Below are 17,141 nucleotides of genomic sequence, written 5' to 3' on the forward strand. Positions count from 1 at the left end.
ACGAAACCGGGCTTTTTTATTAGGTCTCTGAACCACGAACGGTTCGAAACGGGAATTTGGTGCCCAGAAGAGGACTCGAACCTCCACTCCTTGCGGAACACGGACCTGAACCGTGCGCGTCTACCAATTCCGCCATCTGGGCTGGTGCGGGCTCAATAAGCGGGCAAGCGATTGCTGTCAACGCGCTTTTTGAACAGGACGCCAAAAGCCGGGAACTCGCCTTAGCACAGACTAAGCGAAGCCCGCCGGCGCCGCTGCCCGTCAGCCTTCCAGCACTTCCTTGGACGCCACCGTCGAATCGGCGTTGAGCGTGTAGATGACCGGCACACCTGTGCCGAGCTCCAGCTTGACGATCTCCTCGCCCGACTTGCCGTCCAGCGCCATGATCAGCGCGCGCAGCGAATTGCCGTGGGCGGCGACCAGCACCGTGCCGCCGCGCAGCACATGCGGCTGCAGATCGTGCAGGTAATAGGGCCAGACGCGGGCTCCGGTGTCCTTCAGGCTTTCGCCGCCGGGCGGCGGCACATCGTAGGAGCGGCGCCAGACATGCACCTGCTCCTCGCCCCATTTCTGGCGCGCGTCGTCCTTGTTGAGGCCGGAGAGGTCGCCATAGTCGCGTTCGTTCAGCGCTCGGTCGCGGATGGTCTGCAGGTCGCTCTGGCCGACTGCGTCGAGAATGTGCTGGCACGTCTTCTGCGCCCGGACCAGCGCGGAGGTGAAGGCGATGTCGAATTTCAGGCCGCGCGCCTTGAGTTTTTGGCCGGCGGCTTTGGCCTCGGCATGGCCCTGCTCGGTCAGGTCGACATCACGCCAGCCGGTGAACAGGTTCTTCAGGTTCCATTCGCTCTGGCCGTGGCGCACGAGCACGAGGGTTCTCGACATTTTTGCTCCTCTGGGGTCTGGGCAATTCCAGGAAAGGTGCGTAGCGGCTTTCCCACAGGACTTGCGTAAGACGAAGATGGTTCAGGGTCGTTTCAGGCAAGCCCAAGCACGTCCCGCATTGAGTAAAGGCCCGGTTTTTTCCCCCGCGCCCACAGTGCGGCCTTGACCGCGCCGCGGGCGAAGATGGCGCGGTCCTCGGCATGGTGGGACAGCGTGATGCGCTCGCCGGTGCCGGCCAGGATCACGCTGTGGTCACCGACCACCGAACCGCCGCGCAGCGTGGCAAAGCCGATCGAGCCGGTTTTTCGCACACCCGTATGGCCGTCGCGTGAACGCACATCATTGCCGGCAAGCGCGATGCCGCGCCCCGCGGCTGCGGCCTCGCCGAGCAGAAGCGCCGTGCCCGAAGGCGCGTCGACCTTGTGCCTGTGGTGCATTTCGAGGATCTCGATGTCGAAATCATCGGCGTCGAGCGCGCGCGCCGCCTGTTCGACCAGCACCGCCAGCAGGTTGACGCCGAGGCTCATATTGCCCGACTTGACGATGGTCGCGTGGCGCGCGGCCGCAGCGATTTTCGCATTGTCGTCGGCTGAACAGCCGGTCGTGCCGATGACATGGACGATGCGCGCCTGCGCCGCGTAGCCGGCGAACGCAACCGTCGAGGCCGGTGTGGTGAAATCGAGCACGCCATCGGCCTTGGCGAAGACCGGCAGCGGATCACTGCCGATCGGCACGTCGATGCGGCCGACGCCGGCCAGTTCGCCCGCATCCTTGCCCAGATGGGGCGAATCCGCGCGCTCGACCGCGCCGATGACGCGGGCGCCCGGAATGGCGTGGATGGCGCGGATCAAGGTCTGGCCCATGCGGCCGGCCGCGCCGACCACCACAAGGCCCATATCGCTTGCCGGCGCGCCTGATGTTGCCGATGTTTCGCTCATGCCGTGCTCCCGGCGATGCTCTGGGTCTCTAATTCCTCAACCGAAGTCTCGGCCGGCGCGCTGTCGTCCACAAGCCCCAGGCCCTTGACGCCCTGTATGCGGTGGAAACGGGCATAGACGCTGTGCGGGTCGGCCATCAGCGAGGCGTGCGTACCCTCCTCGACCAGATGGCCCTGTTCCAGCACGATGATGTGGTCGGCATTGACCACGGTCGAGAGGCGGTGCGCGATAACGATGGTGGTGCGCCCTTCCATGACCTTGGTGAGCGCCTGCTGGACACGGGCTTCGGCCTCGTTGTCGAGCGCCGATGTCGCCTCGTCGAGCAGCAGGATCGGCGCCTGGCGCACGATGGCGCGGGCAATCGATACGCGCTGGCGCTGGCCGCCGGAGAGCGTGGCGCCATTCTCGCCGACCGGCGTGTCATAGCCTTGCGGCTGCTGGCGGATGAACTCGTCGGCCGCGGCCAGTCGCGCGGCCTGTTCGATCTCGGCATCGGTAGCCGATGGACGGCCATAGCGGATGTTGTCGCGGATGGTGCCTTCGAACAGGTAGGGCGCCTGCGAGACATAGGCGATCGAGCCGCGCAGCGACTGTTTGGTGACCTGCGAGATATCCTGGCCGTCGATCGTGATCGTGCCGCTCTCGACGTCGTAGAAGCGCTGCAGCAGCGCCACCAGCGTCGTCTTGCCGGCACCCGATGCGCCGATGACGGCGGTCATCTTGCCGGCGGCGGCCACGAAACTCAGACCCTGGAGGACAGGCGCCTCCTCGACATAGCGGAAGGACACGTTGTTGAAGCGCACTTCGCCCGTGGTGAAGTTTGCCTGCGTGGCATCCGGGGCGTCGCCCTGCTTCGGCTCGAGGTCGAGCAGCTCGTAGATCATGCGCGCGTTGACCAGCGCCCGCTCCATGCCGACCTGCATTCGCGCCAGACGCCGCGCCGGGTCATAGGCCAGGATCAGCGCGGTGATGAACGAGAACACTGCGCCCGGCGGCTGCCCGAGAACGAGCGCCCGGTACCCGGAATAGGCAATGACGGAGGTGACGGCGAGGCCGGCCAGCATGTCGGAAATCGGCGCCAGCCGTTCGGAGACGCGGGCAATCTTGTTGGAGCGCTGTTCGGCGTCGCTGGCGAGCTTGCCGATGCGGCCCGCCAGCTCGTCCTCCATGGTGAAGGCCTTGACGATGGCGATGCCTTGCGTGGCTTCCTGCACGGCACCGATCAGCCGCGAATTGATCAGCACGGATTCGCGCGTGATGCGCCGCACGCGGCGCGTGAGATAGACGACGGCCCAGATCAGCGGTGGCCCGATCAGCAGCGAACTGAGCGACAGAACCGGATCCTGGTAGACCATGACGCCGAGAAGGCCGATCAACGTCACCGCGTCGCGGGTGATCGAGGTCAGCGTCAACGACAGCAGGTCGCGGATACCGCCGACGTTCTCGTTGACCTGCGCCGCCAGCCGGCCGGAGCGCGTGTCGTTGAAGAAGCCGACGCCAAGTTTCATCAGGTGATCGAAAATGCGCTTCTGGTAGCGCGCCACCAGATTGTTGCCGATCTTGGCCAGCGCCACCGCCTGGCCGTAACCGGCGAAGCCGCGCAGCAGGAAGGCCGCCATGAAGCCGGCGCAGATCCACACGATCGCATCGCCACGCCGTTCGTAGAAGATCTGGTTGACCATCGGGGCCATGATCCAGGCCGTGAAGGCGGTCGTGCCCGAAACGATCAGCGAGCAGGTGATGACCATCACATAGGTCCAGCGGTAGTCGTGGCTGTTCTCAGCGAGAATGCGGCGCAGCACCGCTGTGACCTCGCCGGGCCGGGCTTTCAGCTTGTTTGGAGTTTGAAGTGTCAAATCAGAGGGCTTTTGTCGGTTTCCGCTTCCCGTGGCCGGGTATTCGGCCCCCCTATTAACGCCAAGCAGCCGGCTTGCCTATGCCTTGGGGTGACTAACTTCGTCGCGCCAGCGCCGGCCCGAGGTTTGGACGCCGAACAGCGAGGGGTTCCTGGCATAGGCGGCAAGGCCGAGAAGGGCTGCCAGCGGGTGGGTGATGACATAGACCGGCATGGTGCGCATCAGCGCGCTGTGCGGCGCCTTGTCCTCGAAGGCGGCGCGGAAATTGCCCTCCTTCAGCGCCGGCACGATCTTTTGCGCGATGCCGCCGGTGAGGAACACGCCGCCACGGCTCATGAACACCAAGGCAAGGTCGCCAGCGGTACGGCCGAGACAGGTAACGAAGGTCTCCAGCGCTTCCTGCGCCACCGGATCGGTCTTGGCCAGCGCCGCGGCGGTGACCTCGGCCGGCGTGGCGAAGGGCGATGGCTTGCCGTCGGCCTTGGCCACCGCGCGGTAGACGTTGACGAGGCCGCGTCCGCACAGGATCTGCTCGCCCGAAATGCGGCCCTCGAGCTTCTCTATGTGCGGGAAGATCTCGAAATCGCGGGGCGTGCGCGGCCCGATGTCCATATGGCCGCCTTCGCCTGGTACGGGAATCCAGTGATGCAGCGCGTGGACCAGCCCGGCGACGCCAAGACCGGTTCCCGGACCGAGCACCACGCGGCCGGCATTGGGCTCGGGCGTGCCGCTGCCGATCTTTTCCATATGCTCTTCGCCGAGCGCGACGACGGCCAGCGCCTGCGCCTCGAAATCGTTGAGCACGACGATGTCGCTCAAGCCCAGATTGGCGAACATCTGCCTCGGCTTGACGACCCAGGGACAGTTGGTGAGCTCGATCTCGTCGCCGTCGACCGGACCGGCCACCGCCAGCACCGCCGAATTGGGCCGGACCGAGGAACGGTCGAGCACGGCCGCCTGGATCGCTTCGTCGATGGTGTTGTAATTGGCGGTCTGGACGATGGTCGGCTCGCCGGCCTCGGAATTGGCGTCCAGCACGATCGAAAAGCGCGCATTGGTGCCGCCGATATCGCCGATCAGGATCGGAAACCGCAGCAAAGTCTCGTCATCTGCTGTGCTTGGCATGCTCTCGTCCGTTCCCCGTCCGGGCTACGTGCCGCTGTTTGCCCGTTGACTAGCGCATGGCCCTGCAAAGGGAAAGGCGCTTGCTTTCAGTTCCAGGACAATCGCCGCAAATTTGAATCCCGTCCTTGGCTGATTTGCCGATGTCCGCGCCGCGAGCTTGGGCAATCAATCGTCCTGATCAAGGATTGCAAGCTAAAGCGATTTCTCGGTCTCAATTCCCCGGCGGCCGTGGACGCGGCACCGGCACGCCGACCTCGGGTGTCGCGGTGAAGGCGTTCAACGCGCTTGGCAGGCCTTCCGTGCTGCTGGCCGTGGTGGCGGGCAGCGACGGCGCTTCGGGTTCGGGCGCCGCCACCGCGACCGGCACGGCGCTACCGTTATAGGTCGCCGCCTCCGCCGAGGCGGGCCCGGGCGCGTCGAGCACGGCGCGGCATTCCCTGGGCAGGTTGGCCATCGTCATCAGGTCGCGTGCCTTGGGCGCGTCGGGGTTCTTGTTGGGCCGCCACGGCTCCTGCGTGAACCACCAGGCCAGCGGCTTGCCGCAACCGTCATCATCGGGCGTCGCTTCCTGCTCCTTGCAGGTGGGCGAGCCCGGCTGGCAGCCGATGCGCATGTGGAAATGGTAGTCATGGCCCCAGAACGGCCGGATCTTGCGCAGCCAGGAGCGGTCGCCCTTGACGGTGTCGCAGAGCTTTTTCTTGATGCCCGGATTGACCAGGATGCGCTCGACTTGCGGGTAGCTCGCGGCCCGCTTCAGCAAAGCCGTGTGCGCCGGCGTCCACAGCGCGTCCTTCACCAGATGGGTCTTGTCGTCGACCATCAGCGTGGCGCTCATGGTCTCGCGCTGCGCCCTGGTCATCGTGCGGTCCGGCATCGGCGTCAGCCAGATGTCGGCATCGAGCCCGATCTGGTGCGAGGCGTGGCCGGTCAGCATCGGGCCGCCGCGCGGCTGCGCGATGTCGCCGATCAGCAGGCCCGGCCAGCCATCGGCAACGGCGTCGCGCGACAGTTTCTCGATCAGCGCGATCAGCGCCGGATGACCCCAGCGGCGGTTGCGCGAAGGCCGCATCACCTGCCAGGTCGGGCCATCCATGGGAATGGCGACGCCGCCGGCAAAACAGCCCTTGGAATAGAAGCCGAAGGATTGCGGGGCGGTGGCCGTCGGCAGCTTCTCCGCACCGAACAGGTCTTTCGCCCGCTCCTCGGCCGCTGCCGGCTGCGCGAGACCGGTCAGGGCAAGCAAGCCAAGGGCGGCCGCCAGCAGTGATCTCTTGCCGAAAGACGACCGCGTCGCTGTCTTCATGAAATCGGATCCCACCAAACCCCAAGCCCGAATCATAGCACGCAACATGCGACGCTTCGATCGCTCTAACCTTTTGGCGCAATTCCGGACGGAAAACCGTTTCACACTTTTCCTGGAATTGCTTGTCCCTTCATCGGGCTGCGCGGCGCGCCGTCGCGCCAGTCGCCGCTTGCCCACATATGGTCGAAAGCGGCTCGGTAGTCGGGAAAGCGAAACCGATAGCCCGCCGCCTTGAGCGCTGCATTGGCGACCCGCTTGTTCTCGCCATAGAAGGACCGCGCCATGGGCGAAAGTTGGGCGGTCTCGAAGGGAATTTCGGGCGGCGCCTCGATACCCATCAGCGATGCGGCATAGGCGACGACATCCTGCGGCGGTCCCGGCTCATCGTCGGTGACGTTGAAGATGCCACCCCTATTGCCGGCGATCAGATGCCAGAGCGCGCCTGATATGTCGTTACAATGGACGCGGTTGAACACCTGGTCCGGCTTGACCAGCCGCCTCGCGGTACCGTTCTCCAGATTGACCAGCGCGTTGCGGCCCGGACCGTAGATGCCGGAGAGCCGCAGGATCGCCACCGGCCGGTCGATTTCCCGGCCGAGCTTCTGCCAGGCTTGCTCGGCCTCGACCCGCATGACCGAACGCTTTGATACCGGCCGGCACACGGCCGTTTCATCGACCCAGGCACCACCATAGTCGCCATAGACGCCGACTGTAGAGAGATAGCCGATCCACTCCAGATCAGGCATCCCTGCGATTGCCTCGCGGGCGGCATTCAGCACAGGATCGCCGGCGTCTTCCGGGGCGACCGAGATCACCAGATGCGTGGTTTTCTCCAGCACTTCGCCGATGTCGCTCGTCAACTTACCGTCGAACAGCAGCGGGGCGATGCCGGCCTGGCGCAGCGCCTCCAATTTCTCCGCCGATCGCGTCGTGCCGATGATCTTGGCACCATCCGGGTTGGCGCGGGCAAAAGCCTTGCCCGAATAGCCGGCGCCAAAGATGAAGACCAGTTTTTCGCTCATGCATGCGTCCTGGTTGGCCGCGCCAGGCGCCATTCGTCGCGCACCACAGCGTCGTCCTCGGTTTCCAGGCCGTTCGCGGCCCGTTCGGCATATTCGGTTTCCGGCACCAGCCGCGCCAGCGCCCAAATTGCCGCGCCCCGCACCAGCGGCGAGGCGTCGCCGAGCAGATCCCGGACGATGCCGGCAAGCACGGCCTCGCCGGAATTGCCGGCGGCAATCAGCACGTTGCGGACAAAGCGGTCGCGGCCGATGCGTTTGATCGGCGAACCGGAAAAGAAGGCGCGGAAGGCAGCATCGTGGAGGGCCAAAAGGTCGGCGAGCGCAGGCTCGCGCAAATCGTCGCGCGCGGCGAGCTTGGCCTCGGACGCGGCGCTGGCGAACTTGTTCCACGGGCAAGCGGCGAGGCAGTCGTCGCAGCCATAGATGCGGTTGCCGATCGCCTCGCGGAATTCATGCGGGATCGGCCCCTTGTTCTCGATGGTGAGGTAGGAGATGCAGCGCCGCGCATCGAGCCTATAAGGCGCGGGGAACGCATCGGTCGGGCAGGCGTCGAGGCAGGCGCGGCAGGAGCCGCAATGGTCGATCTCGGCCCGGTCCGGTACGAGTTCTGCCGTGGTGAAGATGGTGCCGAGGAACAGCCAGGAGCCGTGCTGGCGGCTGACCAGATTGGTGTGCTTGCCCTGCCAGCCGAGGCCCGCCGCTTCGGCCAACGGCTTTTCCATGACGGGCGCCGTATCGACGAAGACTTTGACGTCGCCGCCGGCGCGCGCGACGATCTTGCCGGCGATCTCCTTCAGCCGGCCCTTCATCACCTCGTGATAGTCGCGGTTTTTCGCGTAGACCGAGATCGCGCCGCGATCGCGCCTGGCCAGCACGTCGCGCGGATCCTGGTCAGGCCCGTAATTCATGGCCAGCACGATGATCGCGCGCACGTCGGGCCAAAGCGTCGAAGGCTCGCTGCGGCGCGCGATCGTCTCGGCGATCCACGCCATGGAGCCATGAAACCCGTCGGCGACGAATTCGGCAAGCCGGGCCGGCGCCAGCGGGATCGCATCGGGAGCGGTGACGGCGACGGCATCGAAGCCGGCGCGCCGTGCCTCCGCGTCGATCAGCGCACGCAGTTTTGCCGCGTCAGAAGTCGAGGTCCGCATAGTGCGACACCGGCGACAGGCCGCGCACGCGGTCGGTCAAGAGCGGCCGGAACGAAGGCCGCGACTTCACCCGCGTGTACCATTCGCGCGCAGCGGGATGTTCGCGCCAGTCGATCTCGCCGAGATAGTCGAGCACCGACAGCGTCGCGGCGGCCGCGAGATCGGCATAGGTGACCCTGCCACCGGCCAGCCAGTGACGGGTGCCGGCCAGCCAGTTGGTGTATTTCATGTGCTGGCGGATGTTGGCGCGCGCGGCGCGGATGGCGCCCGAATCGGGCGAGCCGCCGCCCGCGGTTTCCGGCATCACCGGCTTCAGCACGCGCTCGCGCACCAGGTGGCGGGTGACCTCGCTTTCGGCCTTGTTGAGATACCAGTCGATCAGCCGGCGGATTTCGGCGCGCTGCATCGGATCCTCGGCGAACAGCCGCTTGTCGCGCTTCAGCACACCGCGCGTCTCGTCGAGATATTCCGAGATCACCGTCGCGCCGATGATCGGCACGTCGCCCTCGGCCAGCAGGATCGGCAGCGTGCCGGCCGGGTTCAGCGCCAGGAACTCCTTGCGCCGCGTCCACGGCTTTTCCTCGATCAGCGCCAGCTCCTCGCCATACTCGCCAAAGGCGAGGCGGACGAAGCGGCAGGTGGCGAACATGGGATGGTGGAAAAGCGTCAGCATGGTTCCGCGATGATAAAGCGCACGAGTGTGGACTGGCGAATCGCCGGGCGCACCGGTAAGTCTTGGCCGCCCGGTTTGCGGGCCGTCAGGGGTGTTGCGACCTATAGGGGCACTTCGGCGCCATGACAAGCAAGCCATTCCGTTAGCCATCACGCCAATGCCGAGGTAGAAATGGAAAGCCAGACCATCGTCGAAGCCCTGCTGCTCGGCCTGCTGGAGGGGTTGACCGAATTCATACCGGTGTCCTCGACCGGCCATATCCTGCTCGCCGGCCATTTCCTCGGCTTCCAGTCGACCGGCAAGGCCTTCGAGATCCTGATCCAGCTCGGCGCCATCCTGGCGATCCTGAGCGTCTATTTCCGGCGGCTGTGGCAGATGCTGCTCGACCTGCCGCATGACCGGCTGACGCGGCATTTCGTCATCGGCATCCTCATCGCCTTCCTGCCGGCCGCGATCATCGGCGCGCTGGCGCACGACTTCATCAAGACGGTGCTGTTCGAATCGCCACGACTGATCTGCATCATGCTGATCATCGGCGGCGTGGTGCTGCTGGTGGTCGACCGCATGAACCTCAAGCCCGTCTATCGCGACGTCGAGCGGTTTCCGACCCGGCTTTACCTGCAGATCGGCCTGTTCCAGTGCCTGTCGTTGATCCCCGGCACCTCGCGCTCGGGCTCGACCATCGTCGGCGCGCTGCTTCTGGGCGTCGACAAGCGGGCGGCGGCGGAATTTTCCTTCTTCCTTGCCATCCCGACCATGGTCGGCGCCTTCGCCTTCGACCTGTTCAAGAACCGCAACGTGCTGACCTCGGCCGACCTGCCGATCATCGCCATAGGCTTCGTCGCCGCCTTCGTCACGGCGCTGTTCGTGGTGCGCCTCCTGCTCGATTACGTCTCGCGCAACGGCTACTCGCTGTTCGGCTGGTGGCGGCTGGTGGTGGGTGTCGTCGGGCTGGTGGCGCTGATGATCTGGGGGTGATTGCAGCGACCGGTTCGGTTGGAGCCGCCGAACGTTAGCGCTGCCCCTCACCTGCCTGCCGGCATCCTCTCCCCGCACAGGGACGGGGAGAGGGGCGCTGTCATCGGCGATTTCGCCAACTACAACGATTGCAGGAAGGTCGCCGTCGCTGCGGCCATCTCCCTTCTCCCCGTCCCTATACGGGGAGAAGTGCCCGGCAGGGCGATGAGGGGCAGCACTAACTTCAACGAATGGATTGCCTCCGGCAACGAGCCTAGCTCCTCCCATAAAACGCATTCGGGACATGCACGGGCCAACGCCAGGGCAGCACGGCGACCATGTCGAAGCGCATCGACAGCCTGCCATAGTCCGGCTGGCGCGACAGCCAGATGTCGGCCGCGCCCTCGATGCGGCGCTCCGATTCGTGGCCGATTGCCTCCATGGCCTCGATCAGCGTGCGGCGTGCCTTGACCTCGACGAACAGCACCAGATCGCCGCGCCGGGCGATCAGGTCGATCTCGCCGAAGCGGGTGCGATGGCGGCGCGCCAGGATCCGGTAGCCTTTCAGCATCAGCGCTACAGCCGCCAGCCATTCGCCGCGATGGCCGCGCCGGTAGGCCTTTTGACGGCTGGCGCTCGGGCGCTCAACCATCGCGGCCTTCTCTAAGTTCGAGCAGCCGCCGGTAGAGCGCCTGCTTCTGGCCGCCGGTCATTTTCGCGGCTTCCGCCGCCGCCTTGGAGGCCGGCATTTCAGCGGCAAGCGACAAAAGCAGGCGGTCGATGTCTTCCGGTTCGTCGGCCTTGGCCTCGGCGGGGCCGATGCAGACGACGATCTCGCCCTTCGGCGTGTCCGCCGCCGCGTAATGATCGGCAAGCGCCCGCAGCGTGCCGGTGCGGATTTCCTCGAATGTCTTGGTCAGTTCCCGGCCGATGGCGGCTTTGCGCTCGCCGCCCAGCGCCTCGACCATGGCGCCGAGCGATTCGGCCAGCCGGCGCGGTGATTCGAAGAATATCAGCGTCGCCGGTACCGCCCTCAGCGCCTCCAGCCGCGACAGCCTCTGACCAACCTTGACCGGCAAAAAGCCGGCGAACAGGAAGGCGTCGGACGGCAGGCCCGACGCCGTCAGCGCGGCAAGCGGCGCCGACGGGCCGGGAATCGGTACGACGCGAATGCCCTGGTCGAGCGCCTCGCCGACCAGCCGGTAGCCGGGATCGGAAACCAGCGGCGTGCCGGCATCGGAAATCAGCGCCACGCTCTGTCCTGCCGCAAGTGCCGCGATCAACTTCGGCCCCGCCTCGCCGGCATTGTGCTCGTGATAGGCCGTGGTGCGTCGGCGGATGCCGTAGCGGTCGAGCAGCACCCGCGACACGCGCGTGTCCTCGCAGGCGACGATGTCGGCGGCGGCCAGCGTCTCCAGCGCGCGCAGCGTGATGTCGGCCAGATTGCCGATCGGCGTCGCCACCAGATAAAGCGCCGGATCGAGCGGGCGGGCCGCGATTTCGGTCTGCCCGACCACATAGCTGCGCTTGCCCGTCTCGCCAGTCACCGATGCCGTCTCCGTTCAAGCCTGTTTGGCCTGCCAAATCCTGTTTGGCCTGCCAAAACTTGTTTGGCCTGCCAAAACTTGTTTGGCATGGCTGGCGCCGGCTTGCAAAACTCACGCCGATGTAAGGTGGCCGCCATTCCTTCGCCACAGTAGGGAACGAAACCGGTTTTGGCAGATTTAGCCCCTGATTCCCTTGGGGAGGACAGGAATGGACAGCCTGACGATTCAGGACGCTTTCGCGCCCTACTATGCCGGTCGCAGCCGGATTGCCGCACGCCAGGACAAGCGGCTGCCAGCCCGGAACGACACCAGCCTGACCAAGCAGGCCGCGAGTGCCTTGCCGACCAATGTCAGACTTTCCGACAACAAACCCGACAGCACGACGGAGCACTGACCGGACGATGCCCAATCGCTTCGATATCTTCATCACCCGTCTTGAAACGAAAAACGCCCGCAACGGCGCACCCCTGCCCTCTTTGGGCGACCAGCACCGTGGCCGCCGCGACAAGGACAACGCAAAGCCAGTCCGGAACGGCGAGGCGCACGCCGAGAAAGAGCGCGGAAAGCACCGCCACAAACACGACGCCTGATCTGATTCAGATCGGCGAGGCGGCCGCCCAAGGTGGCGAACGCTGGGCCAGGCGCTCAGTCCAGATATCGTGAAACGCGCGCTTTCAGAAGCTCGATCAGCTCCGGGTCCATGAATTCGTAGTCGTCCGGAATATCGAGGCAGATCACCTTGGCCGCCTTCAGACTGGCCTTGAATTTCTTCTGCAGCTTCGTGCGGTGGGTTTTCTCCATGACAAAAATGATGTCGGCCCAGGCGACCAGTTCGTGCGTCAGCGGCGTATCGGCATCATGATTGGTGCCGGCCGAGGCGACTTCGATGTCGCGCCGCGTGGAATACACCTGCTCGGCGGTCGGGCTGCGCAAGCGGTTCTGACTGCAGACGAAGAGGATGTTTTTCAATGAGTGGTGCTTTTCAGTGTGAGCATGATCTTGTCGGAAAACCGGGTCCCACTTTTCGGGATCATGCTCAGCGCGCCAGGTCCGCCACCACGGCGTCGAGCACGATCATGCCGGCGGGCGTGGCGCGCAGCCGCGTGTTGCCGATCGGCGCCACCAGCCCCTCGCCTTGCAGCACCGACAGCCGCGCGCTCGACAGGCCGCGCCCGGAAAACGCTTCGTAGCGGGTGAGGTCGATGCCTTCGGCGAGCCTGAGCCCCATCAGCAGGAATTCGTCGGCCTCTTCGGAGCGAGTCAGGAGCTCGCCGCCGGTTATGCCATGGCCCTTGGCCTCGACCAGGTTGGCCCAGGTTTCCGGCATTCTCTCAGCAATCGTCACCACCCGATGGCCGTTCTCGACGAAGCGGCCATGCGCGCCGGGGCCGACGCCGACATATTCGCCGTAGCGCCAGTAAGTCAGATTGTGCCGGCTCTCGGCGCCTGGCCGCGCGTGATTGGAAATCTCATAAGCCGGCAAACCATGCGCCGACGTGATCTCCTGCGTCAGCGCATAGAGGTCGGCGGCGTGGTCGTTGTCGGGAATGGTGAATTTCTTCGCCGCGTGCAGCGCATGGAAAGGCGTGCCTTCCTCGATGGTCAGCTGGTAAAGCGACAGATGGTCGGCGGCATGGCCGATCGCCTGTTCGAGTTCCGCCTGCCAATCCTCGGGCGTCTGTCCCGGGCGCGCATAGATCAGGTCGAAGGACAGGCGCGGAAAGATTTCGCGCGCGAGCCCGATGGCGTGCAGGGCTTCCTCGACATTGTGCAGCCGGCCGAGGAAGCGCAGATCCTTGTCGTTCAGGGCCTGCACGCCGAGCGAGACGCGGTTGACCCCCGCGATCCGGTAACCACGAAACCGCTCCGCCTCGACCGAGGACGGGTTGGCCTCGAGCGTCACCTCGATACCGTCAGGCACCGTCCAGTTCTTGGCCACCGCGTCCAGAACCCTGGCCACCGTTTCCGGCTTCATCAGCGACGGCGTGCCGCCGCCGAGGAAGATGCTGGTCACTTCGCGCGGTCCGGTGCGCTGGCGCATCGTCGCAAGCTCGGCCTCGAATGCGGCGGCAAAGCGCTCCTGGTCGACCGGCTGGTGGCGGACATGGCTGTTGAAGTCGCAATAGGGGCACTTGGCCGCGCAGAACGGCCAATGCACGTAGACGCCGAAGCCGGGACTGCGGTCGAGCGCCATGGTGGTGCTGGACCCGATCATTCCGAACCAAGCCGAGCGCGCGCGAATTTCTGGAAGGCGCGGGCGCGATGCGACAGCGCCGTCGCCTGGCCTGGCTTCCAGCCGTGCTTTTCCTCCGCATTCATCTCGCCGAAGGTTTTGTCGAAGCCATTGGGCAGGAATACCGGATCGTAGCCGAAGCCGAGTTCGCCGCGCGGCGGCCAGACCAGAGCGCCCTCGGCCTCGCCGCGATAATATTCGGCCTCGCCGTCGGGAAAAGCGAGGCAGATGACGGCGACGAAGCGGCCGGTGCGCCGTTCGGGCGTGGCCGCGCCGACTTCCTGCAGCGCCACTTCGGTGCGCTGCATGGCCATGGCGAAATCGCGCGATCCTTCCGGCGTCTCGGCCCAGTTGGCGGTGTAGACGCCTGGCGCGCCATCGAGCGCGTCGACGCAGAGGCCGGAATCGTCCGACAGCGCCGGCAGGCCGGTCGCCTTCGCGGCCGCGAAGGCCTTGATGTAGGCGTTTTCCTCGAAGGTGGTGCCGGTCTCGTCCGGTTCGGGCAGGCCATACTCCTTGGCCGACTTCGCCTCGAAGCCGAACGGACCCATCAGGTCGGCGAATTCGCGCAGCTTGCCTTCATTGTGGCTGGCGACGACGATCTTCTTGCCATGGAGTGAATGCATCAAAGGCCCCAGATTCTCGGCTCGGCGAACTCGATCGAATTGCCCGAGGGGTCGCGTATATAGATCGAACGGCCACCTTGCGGCCATTCGAATTCGCTTTCGATGGCGATTTTCTTCGCTTGAAGATGGGCTTTCCAGCCGTCGATTTCAGCGGCGGTTGCGGCAAAGCACAGATGGCCTTCGCCAACCGCGCCGTGCGGCGGTACTTTCAGCTTCGCGTCCGGTGCGTGCGGAATTTTGGTCGCCTCGGCGTTGAAGATGAGCAGAACGCACGGGCCGCAGCGGAAGAAGAGGTGGCGGCCTTCCACCTTGCCGAGGAGGATGAGGCCGAGGATGTCGGTGTAGAAGCGCTCGGCGGCAGGCAGGTCGGTGACGTAGAGGGCCGATTCCAGGATTGCGGAAGGTGTCACGAGGCGCCCCCCTCTGCCCTGCCGGGCATCTCCCCCACGAGGGGGGAGATTGGCTGTATCAGTCGCTTTCGCCACTTTTCAACGTTGAAGGGCAGGCACGCCCAGCCAAACTGCCAATCTCCCCCCTCGTGGGGGAGATGTCCGGCAGGACAGAGGGGGGCGCCTGGACTCGGCATCAAAATCCTACGCCACCGCCATCTGCTGCAGGCTGACCAACCGGGAAATGCCCTTCTTGGCCAATCCCATCAAGTCCGCGAACTGCGCCTCTGAAAAGGGCTCGCCCTCGGCGGTGCCCTGGATCTCGACGATGCCGCCCTTGCCGGTCATGACGAAATTGGCGTCGGTGCCGGCCGAGGAATCCTCGATATAGTCGAGATCGATGACCGGCTGGCCGTCATGGATGCCGCAGGAAATCGCGGCGACATGATCCTTCAGCACCTTCGAAACGCTGGCCATCTGCCGCGCTTCCATCCAGCGCAGGCAGTCATGGAGCGCCACCCAGCCGCCGGTGATCGAAGCGGTGCGGGTGCCGCCATCGGCCTGGATGACGTCGCAGTCGACGGTGATCTGCTGTTCACCCAGCGCCTGCAGGTCGACCACGGCGCGCAGTGAACGGCCGATCAGGCGCTGGATTTCCAGCGTGCGGCCGCCCTGCTTGCCGGCGGAAGCCTCGCGGCGCATGCGCTCTCCGGTCGAGCGCGGCAGCATTCCGTATTCGGCCGTGACCCAGCCCTTGCCGGAATTGCGCATCCAGCCCGGCACCTTTTCCTCGAGGCTCGCGGTGCACAGGACATGCGTGTCGCCGAATTTCACCAGGCACGAGCCTTCGGCATGCTTGGAGACGCCGCGCTCGAAGGAGATGGCGCGCATTTCGTCGAATTGGCGTTTGGAGGGGCGCATTCAGGCTTCTTTCCAGTCATTTTTCGGAATCGTGGCCGGCTTGTAGCCCCACCAAGCCCATGGCGCAAAGGAAAATGGCCGAGCGATCCGGCACCGGGTGATCTGGCACAGACACCGGGTGATCTGACACAGACACCGGGTTGCGCGCGGGTAACGGAAGTCTATATCCTTGAGCCGGAGGTTTTTTGGCCGCAATGACCAAGGCAGTCGATCCCGCGTCGCGGTCGCCCGCGCTTCAATCGCTCGACATGCGCTCGCGCGACATCTTCCGGCGCATCGTCGATTCCTACCTCAGGGATGGCGAACCCGTGGGCTCGCGCAGCCTGTCGCGCATCCTGCCGTCCTCGCTGTCGCCGGCCACCATCCGCAACGTGATGAGCGACCTCGAGCATCTCGGGCTGATCTACGCGCCGCACATTTCGGCCGGGCGTCTGCCGACGCAGGCCGGCCTGCGCTTCTTCGTCGACGCGTTCATGGAGCTCGGCGACCTCTCCGACGAGGAGCGCCGCACCATCGAGGCGCAGGTGCGGGCCTCCGGCTCGGGCGCGACGCTGGAGCACATGCTGACCGAGGCCAGCCAGATGCTGTCGGGCATGTCGCGCGGCGCCGGCCTGGTGCTGGCCGCCAAGAACGAGGTGGCGCTGAAGCATATCGAATTCATCCAGCTGGAGCCGACCAAGGCGCTGGCCGTGCTGGTGTCGCAGAACGGCGATGTCGAAAACCGCGTCGTCGACCTGCCGGCCGGCATCACGGTCTCGCAACTGCACGAGGCCTCGAATTTCCTCAATGCGCATATTCGCGGCCGCACTTTGGCCGAGGCGCGCACCGAGATCGCCCGCATCAAGGAAGAGACGAGGGCGGCGCTCGACACGCTGTCGCAGGACCTCGTCGAGAAGGGACTGGCGGTGTGGGCGGGCGCCGAAAGCGGCCTGCCGGCGCGGCTCATCGTGCGCGGCCGCGCCAATCTGCTCGAAAACGTCACCGCCCAGGCCGACATCGAATTGCTGCGCCACCTGTTCGAGGACATGGAGACGCAGGACGGGCTGATCCAGCTGCTCGACCTCGCCGAGGAGGGATCGGGCGTGCGCATCTTCATCGGTTCGGAAAACAAGCTGTTTTCGCTGTCGGGCTCATCGCTGGTGGTGGCGCCCTATCGCGACAAGGACGCGCGCGTCGTCGGCGCCCTCGGCGTCATCGGCCCGACCCGGCTCAACTATGCCCGCATCGTGCCGATGGTGGATTACACGGCGCAGCTGATTTCCCGCATGCTGCGCTAAGGTCCTAAAATCGAGACAGGCCGCAAAGGAGAAAAAGAATGGCGCTGGAATCATTCAAGGCCCAGATCAGTCTGCTGCTCGAAGAGATGGTCAACCAGCCGGAGGACCAGCACGAAATTCAGGAACAGCTGCGCGAAAAACTGCGCGAAATGCGCGCCATGGGCCTGCCGTTGCCCGCCGATCTCGTTGCCCTGGAAAAACGCCTGGATGACGATTTTTACGCTGCCGGGACCTGATTCCT

20 protein-coding genes and 1 tRNA gene are annotated in these 17,141 nt (G+C 65.3%); 5 read left to right on the top strand and 16 right to left on the bottom strand.

From position 1 onward, the window contains the following. Positions 1-57: 57 nt before the first annotated feature. The 9 genes from EN861_RS06000 to EN861_RS06040 form a co-directional block, all read right to left on the bottom strand. Positions 58-142 (bottom strand) — tRNA-Leu (locus EN861_RS06000). Positions 143-261: 119 nt separating this feature from the next. Continuing rightward, positions 262-882, bottom strand: a complete 621-nt coding sequence (locus tag EN861_RS06005; RefSeq protein ID WP_135862866.1) for a 2,3-bisphosphoglycerate-dependent phosphoglycerate mutase — start codon at positions 880-882, stop codon at positions 262-264. Positions 883-974: 92 nt separating this feature from the next. Continuing rightward, positions 975-1,820: a 4-hydroxy-tetrahydrodipicolinate reductase gene (dapB, locus tag EN861_RS06010; protein WP_127279289.1), complete on the bottom strand. Its 846-nt coding sequence runs from the start codon at positions 1,818-1,820 to the stop codon at positions 975-977. Continuing rightward, positions 1,817-3,676: an ABC transporter ATP-binding protein gene (locus EN861_RS06015; protein WP_135862868.1), complete on the bottom strand. Its 1,860-nt coding sequence runs from the start codon at positions 3,674-3,676 to the stop codon at positions 1,817-1,819. The genes dapB and EN861_RS06015 overlap by 4 nt, the downstream gene beginning before the upstream one ends. 78 nt (positions 3,677-3,754) lie before the next feature. Further along, entirely contained in the window at positions 3,755-4,801 is a 1,047-nt protein-coding gene (locus EN861_RS06020) for a glucokinase (RefSeq protein WP_135862870.1), read from the bottom strand. 211 nt (positions 4,802-5,012) lie between these two features. Continuing rightward, on the bottom strand, positions 5,013-6,104 hold the full coding sequence (mepA, locus tag EN861_RS06025; protein WP_135862872.1) for a penicillin-insensitive murein endopeptidase: 1,092 nt from the start codon (positions 6,102-6,104) through the stop codon (positions 5,013-5,015). Positions 6,105-6,205: 101 nt separating this feature from the next. Beyond that, positions 6,206-7,126 carry an SDR family NAD(P)-dependent oxidoreductase gene (locus EN861_RS06030; protein ID WP_135862874.1) on the bottom strand — a complete coding sequence of 307 codons (921 nt, stop codon included), beginning with the start codon at positions 7,124-7,126 and terminating at the stop codon, positions 6,206-6,208. Beyond that, the gene (gene queG / locus EN861_RS06035; protein ID WP_135862876.1) at positions 7,123-8,277 is read right to left on the bottom strand and encodes a tRNA epoxyqueuosine(34) reductase QueG; all 1,155 of its coding nucleotides are present in this window, start codon (positions 8,275-8,277) and stop codon (positions 7,123-7,125) included. Before queG ends, EN861_RS06030 begins: the two co-directional genes overlap by 4 nt. Continuing rightward, positions 8,258-8,950, bottom strand: coding sequence for a glutathione S-transferase family protein (locus EN861_RS06040; RefSeq protein WP_015314714.1), 693 nt, complete (start codon positions 8,948-8,950; stop codon positions 8,258-8,260). Before EN861_RS06040 ends, queG begins: the two co-directional genes overlap by 20 nt. Positions 8,951-9,121: 171 nt before the next feature. Between EN861_RS06040 and EN861_RS06045 the strand changes: the two genes are divergently transcribed. After that, positions 9,122-9,928, top strand: coding sequence for an undecaprenyl-diphosphate phosphatase (locus tag EN861_RS06045; protein WP_135862880.1), 807 nt, complete (start codon positions 9,122-9,124; stop codon positions 9,926-9,928). 253 nt (positions 9,929-10,181) lie between these two features. Here EN861_RS06045 and EN861_RS06055 read toward each other — a convergent pair whose 3' ends face one another. Further along, positions 10,182-10,559, bottom strand: a complete 378-nt coding sequence (locus tag EN861_RS06055; RefSeq protein WP_135862882.1) for a YraN family protein — start codon at positions 10,557-10,559, stop codon at positions 10,182-10,184. After that, entirely contained in the window at positions 10,552-11,454 is a 903-nt protein-coding gene (gene rsmI, locus EN861_RS06060) for a 16S rRNA (cytidine(1402)-2'-O)-methyltransferase (protein ID WP_135862885.1), read from the bottom strand. The genes EN861_RS06055 and rsmI overlap by 8 nt, the downstream gene beginning before the upstream one ends. A 208-nt stretch (positions 11,455-11,662) precedes the next feature. Between rsmI and EN861_RS06065 the strand changes: the two genes are divergently transcribed. Then, positions 11,663-11,848 carry a hypothetical protein gene (locus tag EN861_RS06065; RefSeq protein WP_127871091.1) on the top strand — a complete coding sequence of 62 codons (186 nt, stop codon included), beginning with the start codon at positions 11,663-11,665 and terminating at the stop codon, positions 11,846-11,848. Between the two features lie 7 nt (positions 11,849-11,855). After that, positions 11,856-12,044: a hypothetical protein gene (locus EN861_RS06070; protein WP_127871090.1), complete on the top strand. Its 189-nt coding sequence runs from the start codon at positions 11,856-11,858 to the stop codon at positions 12,042-12,044. A 55-nt stretch (positions 12,045-12,099) separates the two neighbouring features. Here the strand turns inward: EN861_RS06070 and EN861_RS06075 are convergent, their stop codons facing one another. From EN861_RS06075 to rph, 5 genes are all read right to left on the bottom strand, one after another. Beyond that, positions 12,100-12,423, bottom strand: coding sequence for a low molecular weight protein tyrosine phosphatase family protein (locus EN861_RS06075; RefSeq protein ID WP_135862887.1), 324 nt, complete (start codon positions 12,421-12,423; stop codon positions 12,100-12,102). A 67-nt stretch (positions 12,424-12,490) separates the two neighbouring features. Beyond that, positions 12,491-13,669, bottom strand: coding sequence for a radical SAM family heme chaperone HemW (gene hemW, locus EN861_RS06080; protein ID WP_127277908.1), 1,179 nt, complete (start codon positions 13,667-13,669; stop codon positions 12,491-12,493). Continuing rightward, the gene (rdgB, locus tag EN861_RS06085; RefSeq protein ID WP_127277909.1) at positions 13,666-14,313 is read right to left on the bottom strand and encodes an RdgB/HAM1 family non-canonical purine NTP pyrophosphatase; all 648 of its coding nucleotides are present in this window, start codon (positions 14,311-14,313) and stop codon (positions 13,666-13,668) included. The genes hemW and rdgB overlap by 4 nt, the downstream gene beginning before the upstream one ends. Continuing rightward, positions 14,313-14,723, bottom strand: coding sequence for a VOC family protein (locus EN861_RS06090; RefSeq protein ID WP_127871087.1), 411 nt, complete (start codon positions 14,721-14,723; stop codon positions 14,313-14,315). Before EN861_RS06090 ends, rdgB begins: the two co-directional genes overlap by 1 nt. Before the next feature lie 183 nt (positions 14,724-14,906). Continuing rightward, on the bottom strand, positions 14,907-15,623 hold the full coding sequence (gene rph, locus EN861_RS06100) for a ribonuclease PH (protein WP_127277911.1): 717 nt from the start codon (positions 15,621-15,623) through the stop codon (positions 14,907-14,909). Positions 15,624-15,817: 194 nt separating this feature from the next. Between rph and hrcA the strand changes: the two genes are divergently transcribed. Continuing rightward, complete coding sequence (hrcA, locus tag EN861_RS06105) at positions 15,818-16,900, top strand: heat-inducible transcriptional repressor HrcA (protein WP_127277912.1); 1,083 nt, start codon at positions 15,818-15,820, stop codon at positions 16,898-16,900. Positions 16,901-16,938: 38 nt separating this feature from the next. Beyond that, positions 16,939-17,136, top strand: coding sequence for a hypothetical protein (locus tag EN861_RS06110; RefSeq protein ID WP_127277913.1), 198 nt, complete (start codon positions 16,939-16,941; stop codon positions 17,134-17,136). Positions 17,137-17,141 lie beyond the last annotated feature (5 nt).

This window comes from Mesorhizobium sp. M8A.F.Ca.ET.218.01.1.1 (genome assembly GCF_004791165.1).
Classification (GTDB): domain Bacteria; phylum Pseudomonadota; class Alphaproteobacteria; order Rhizobiales; family Rhizobiaceae; genus Mesorhizobium.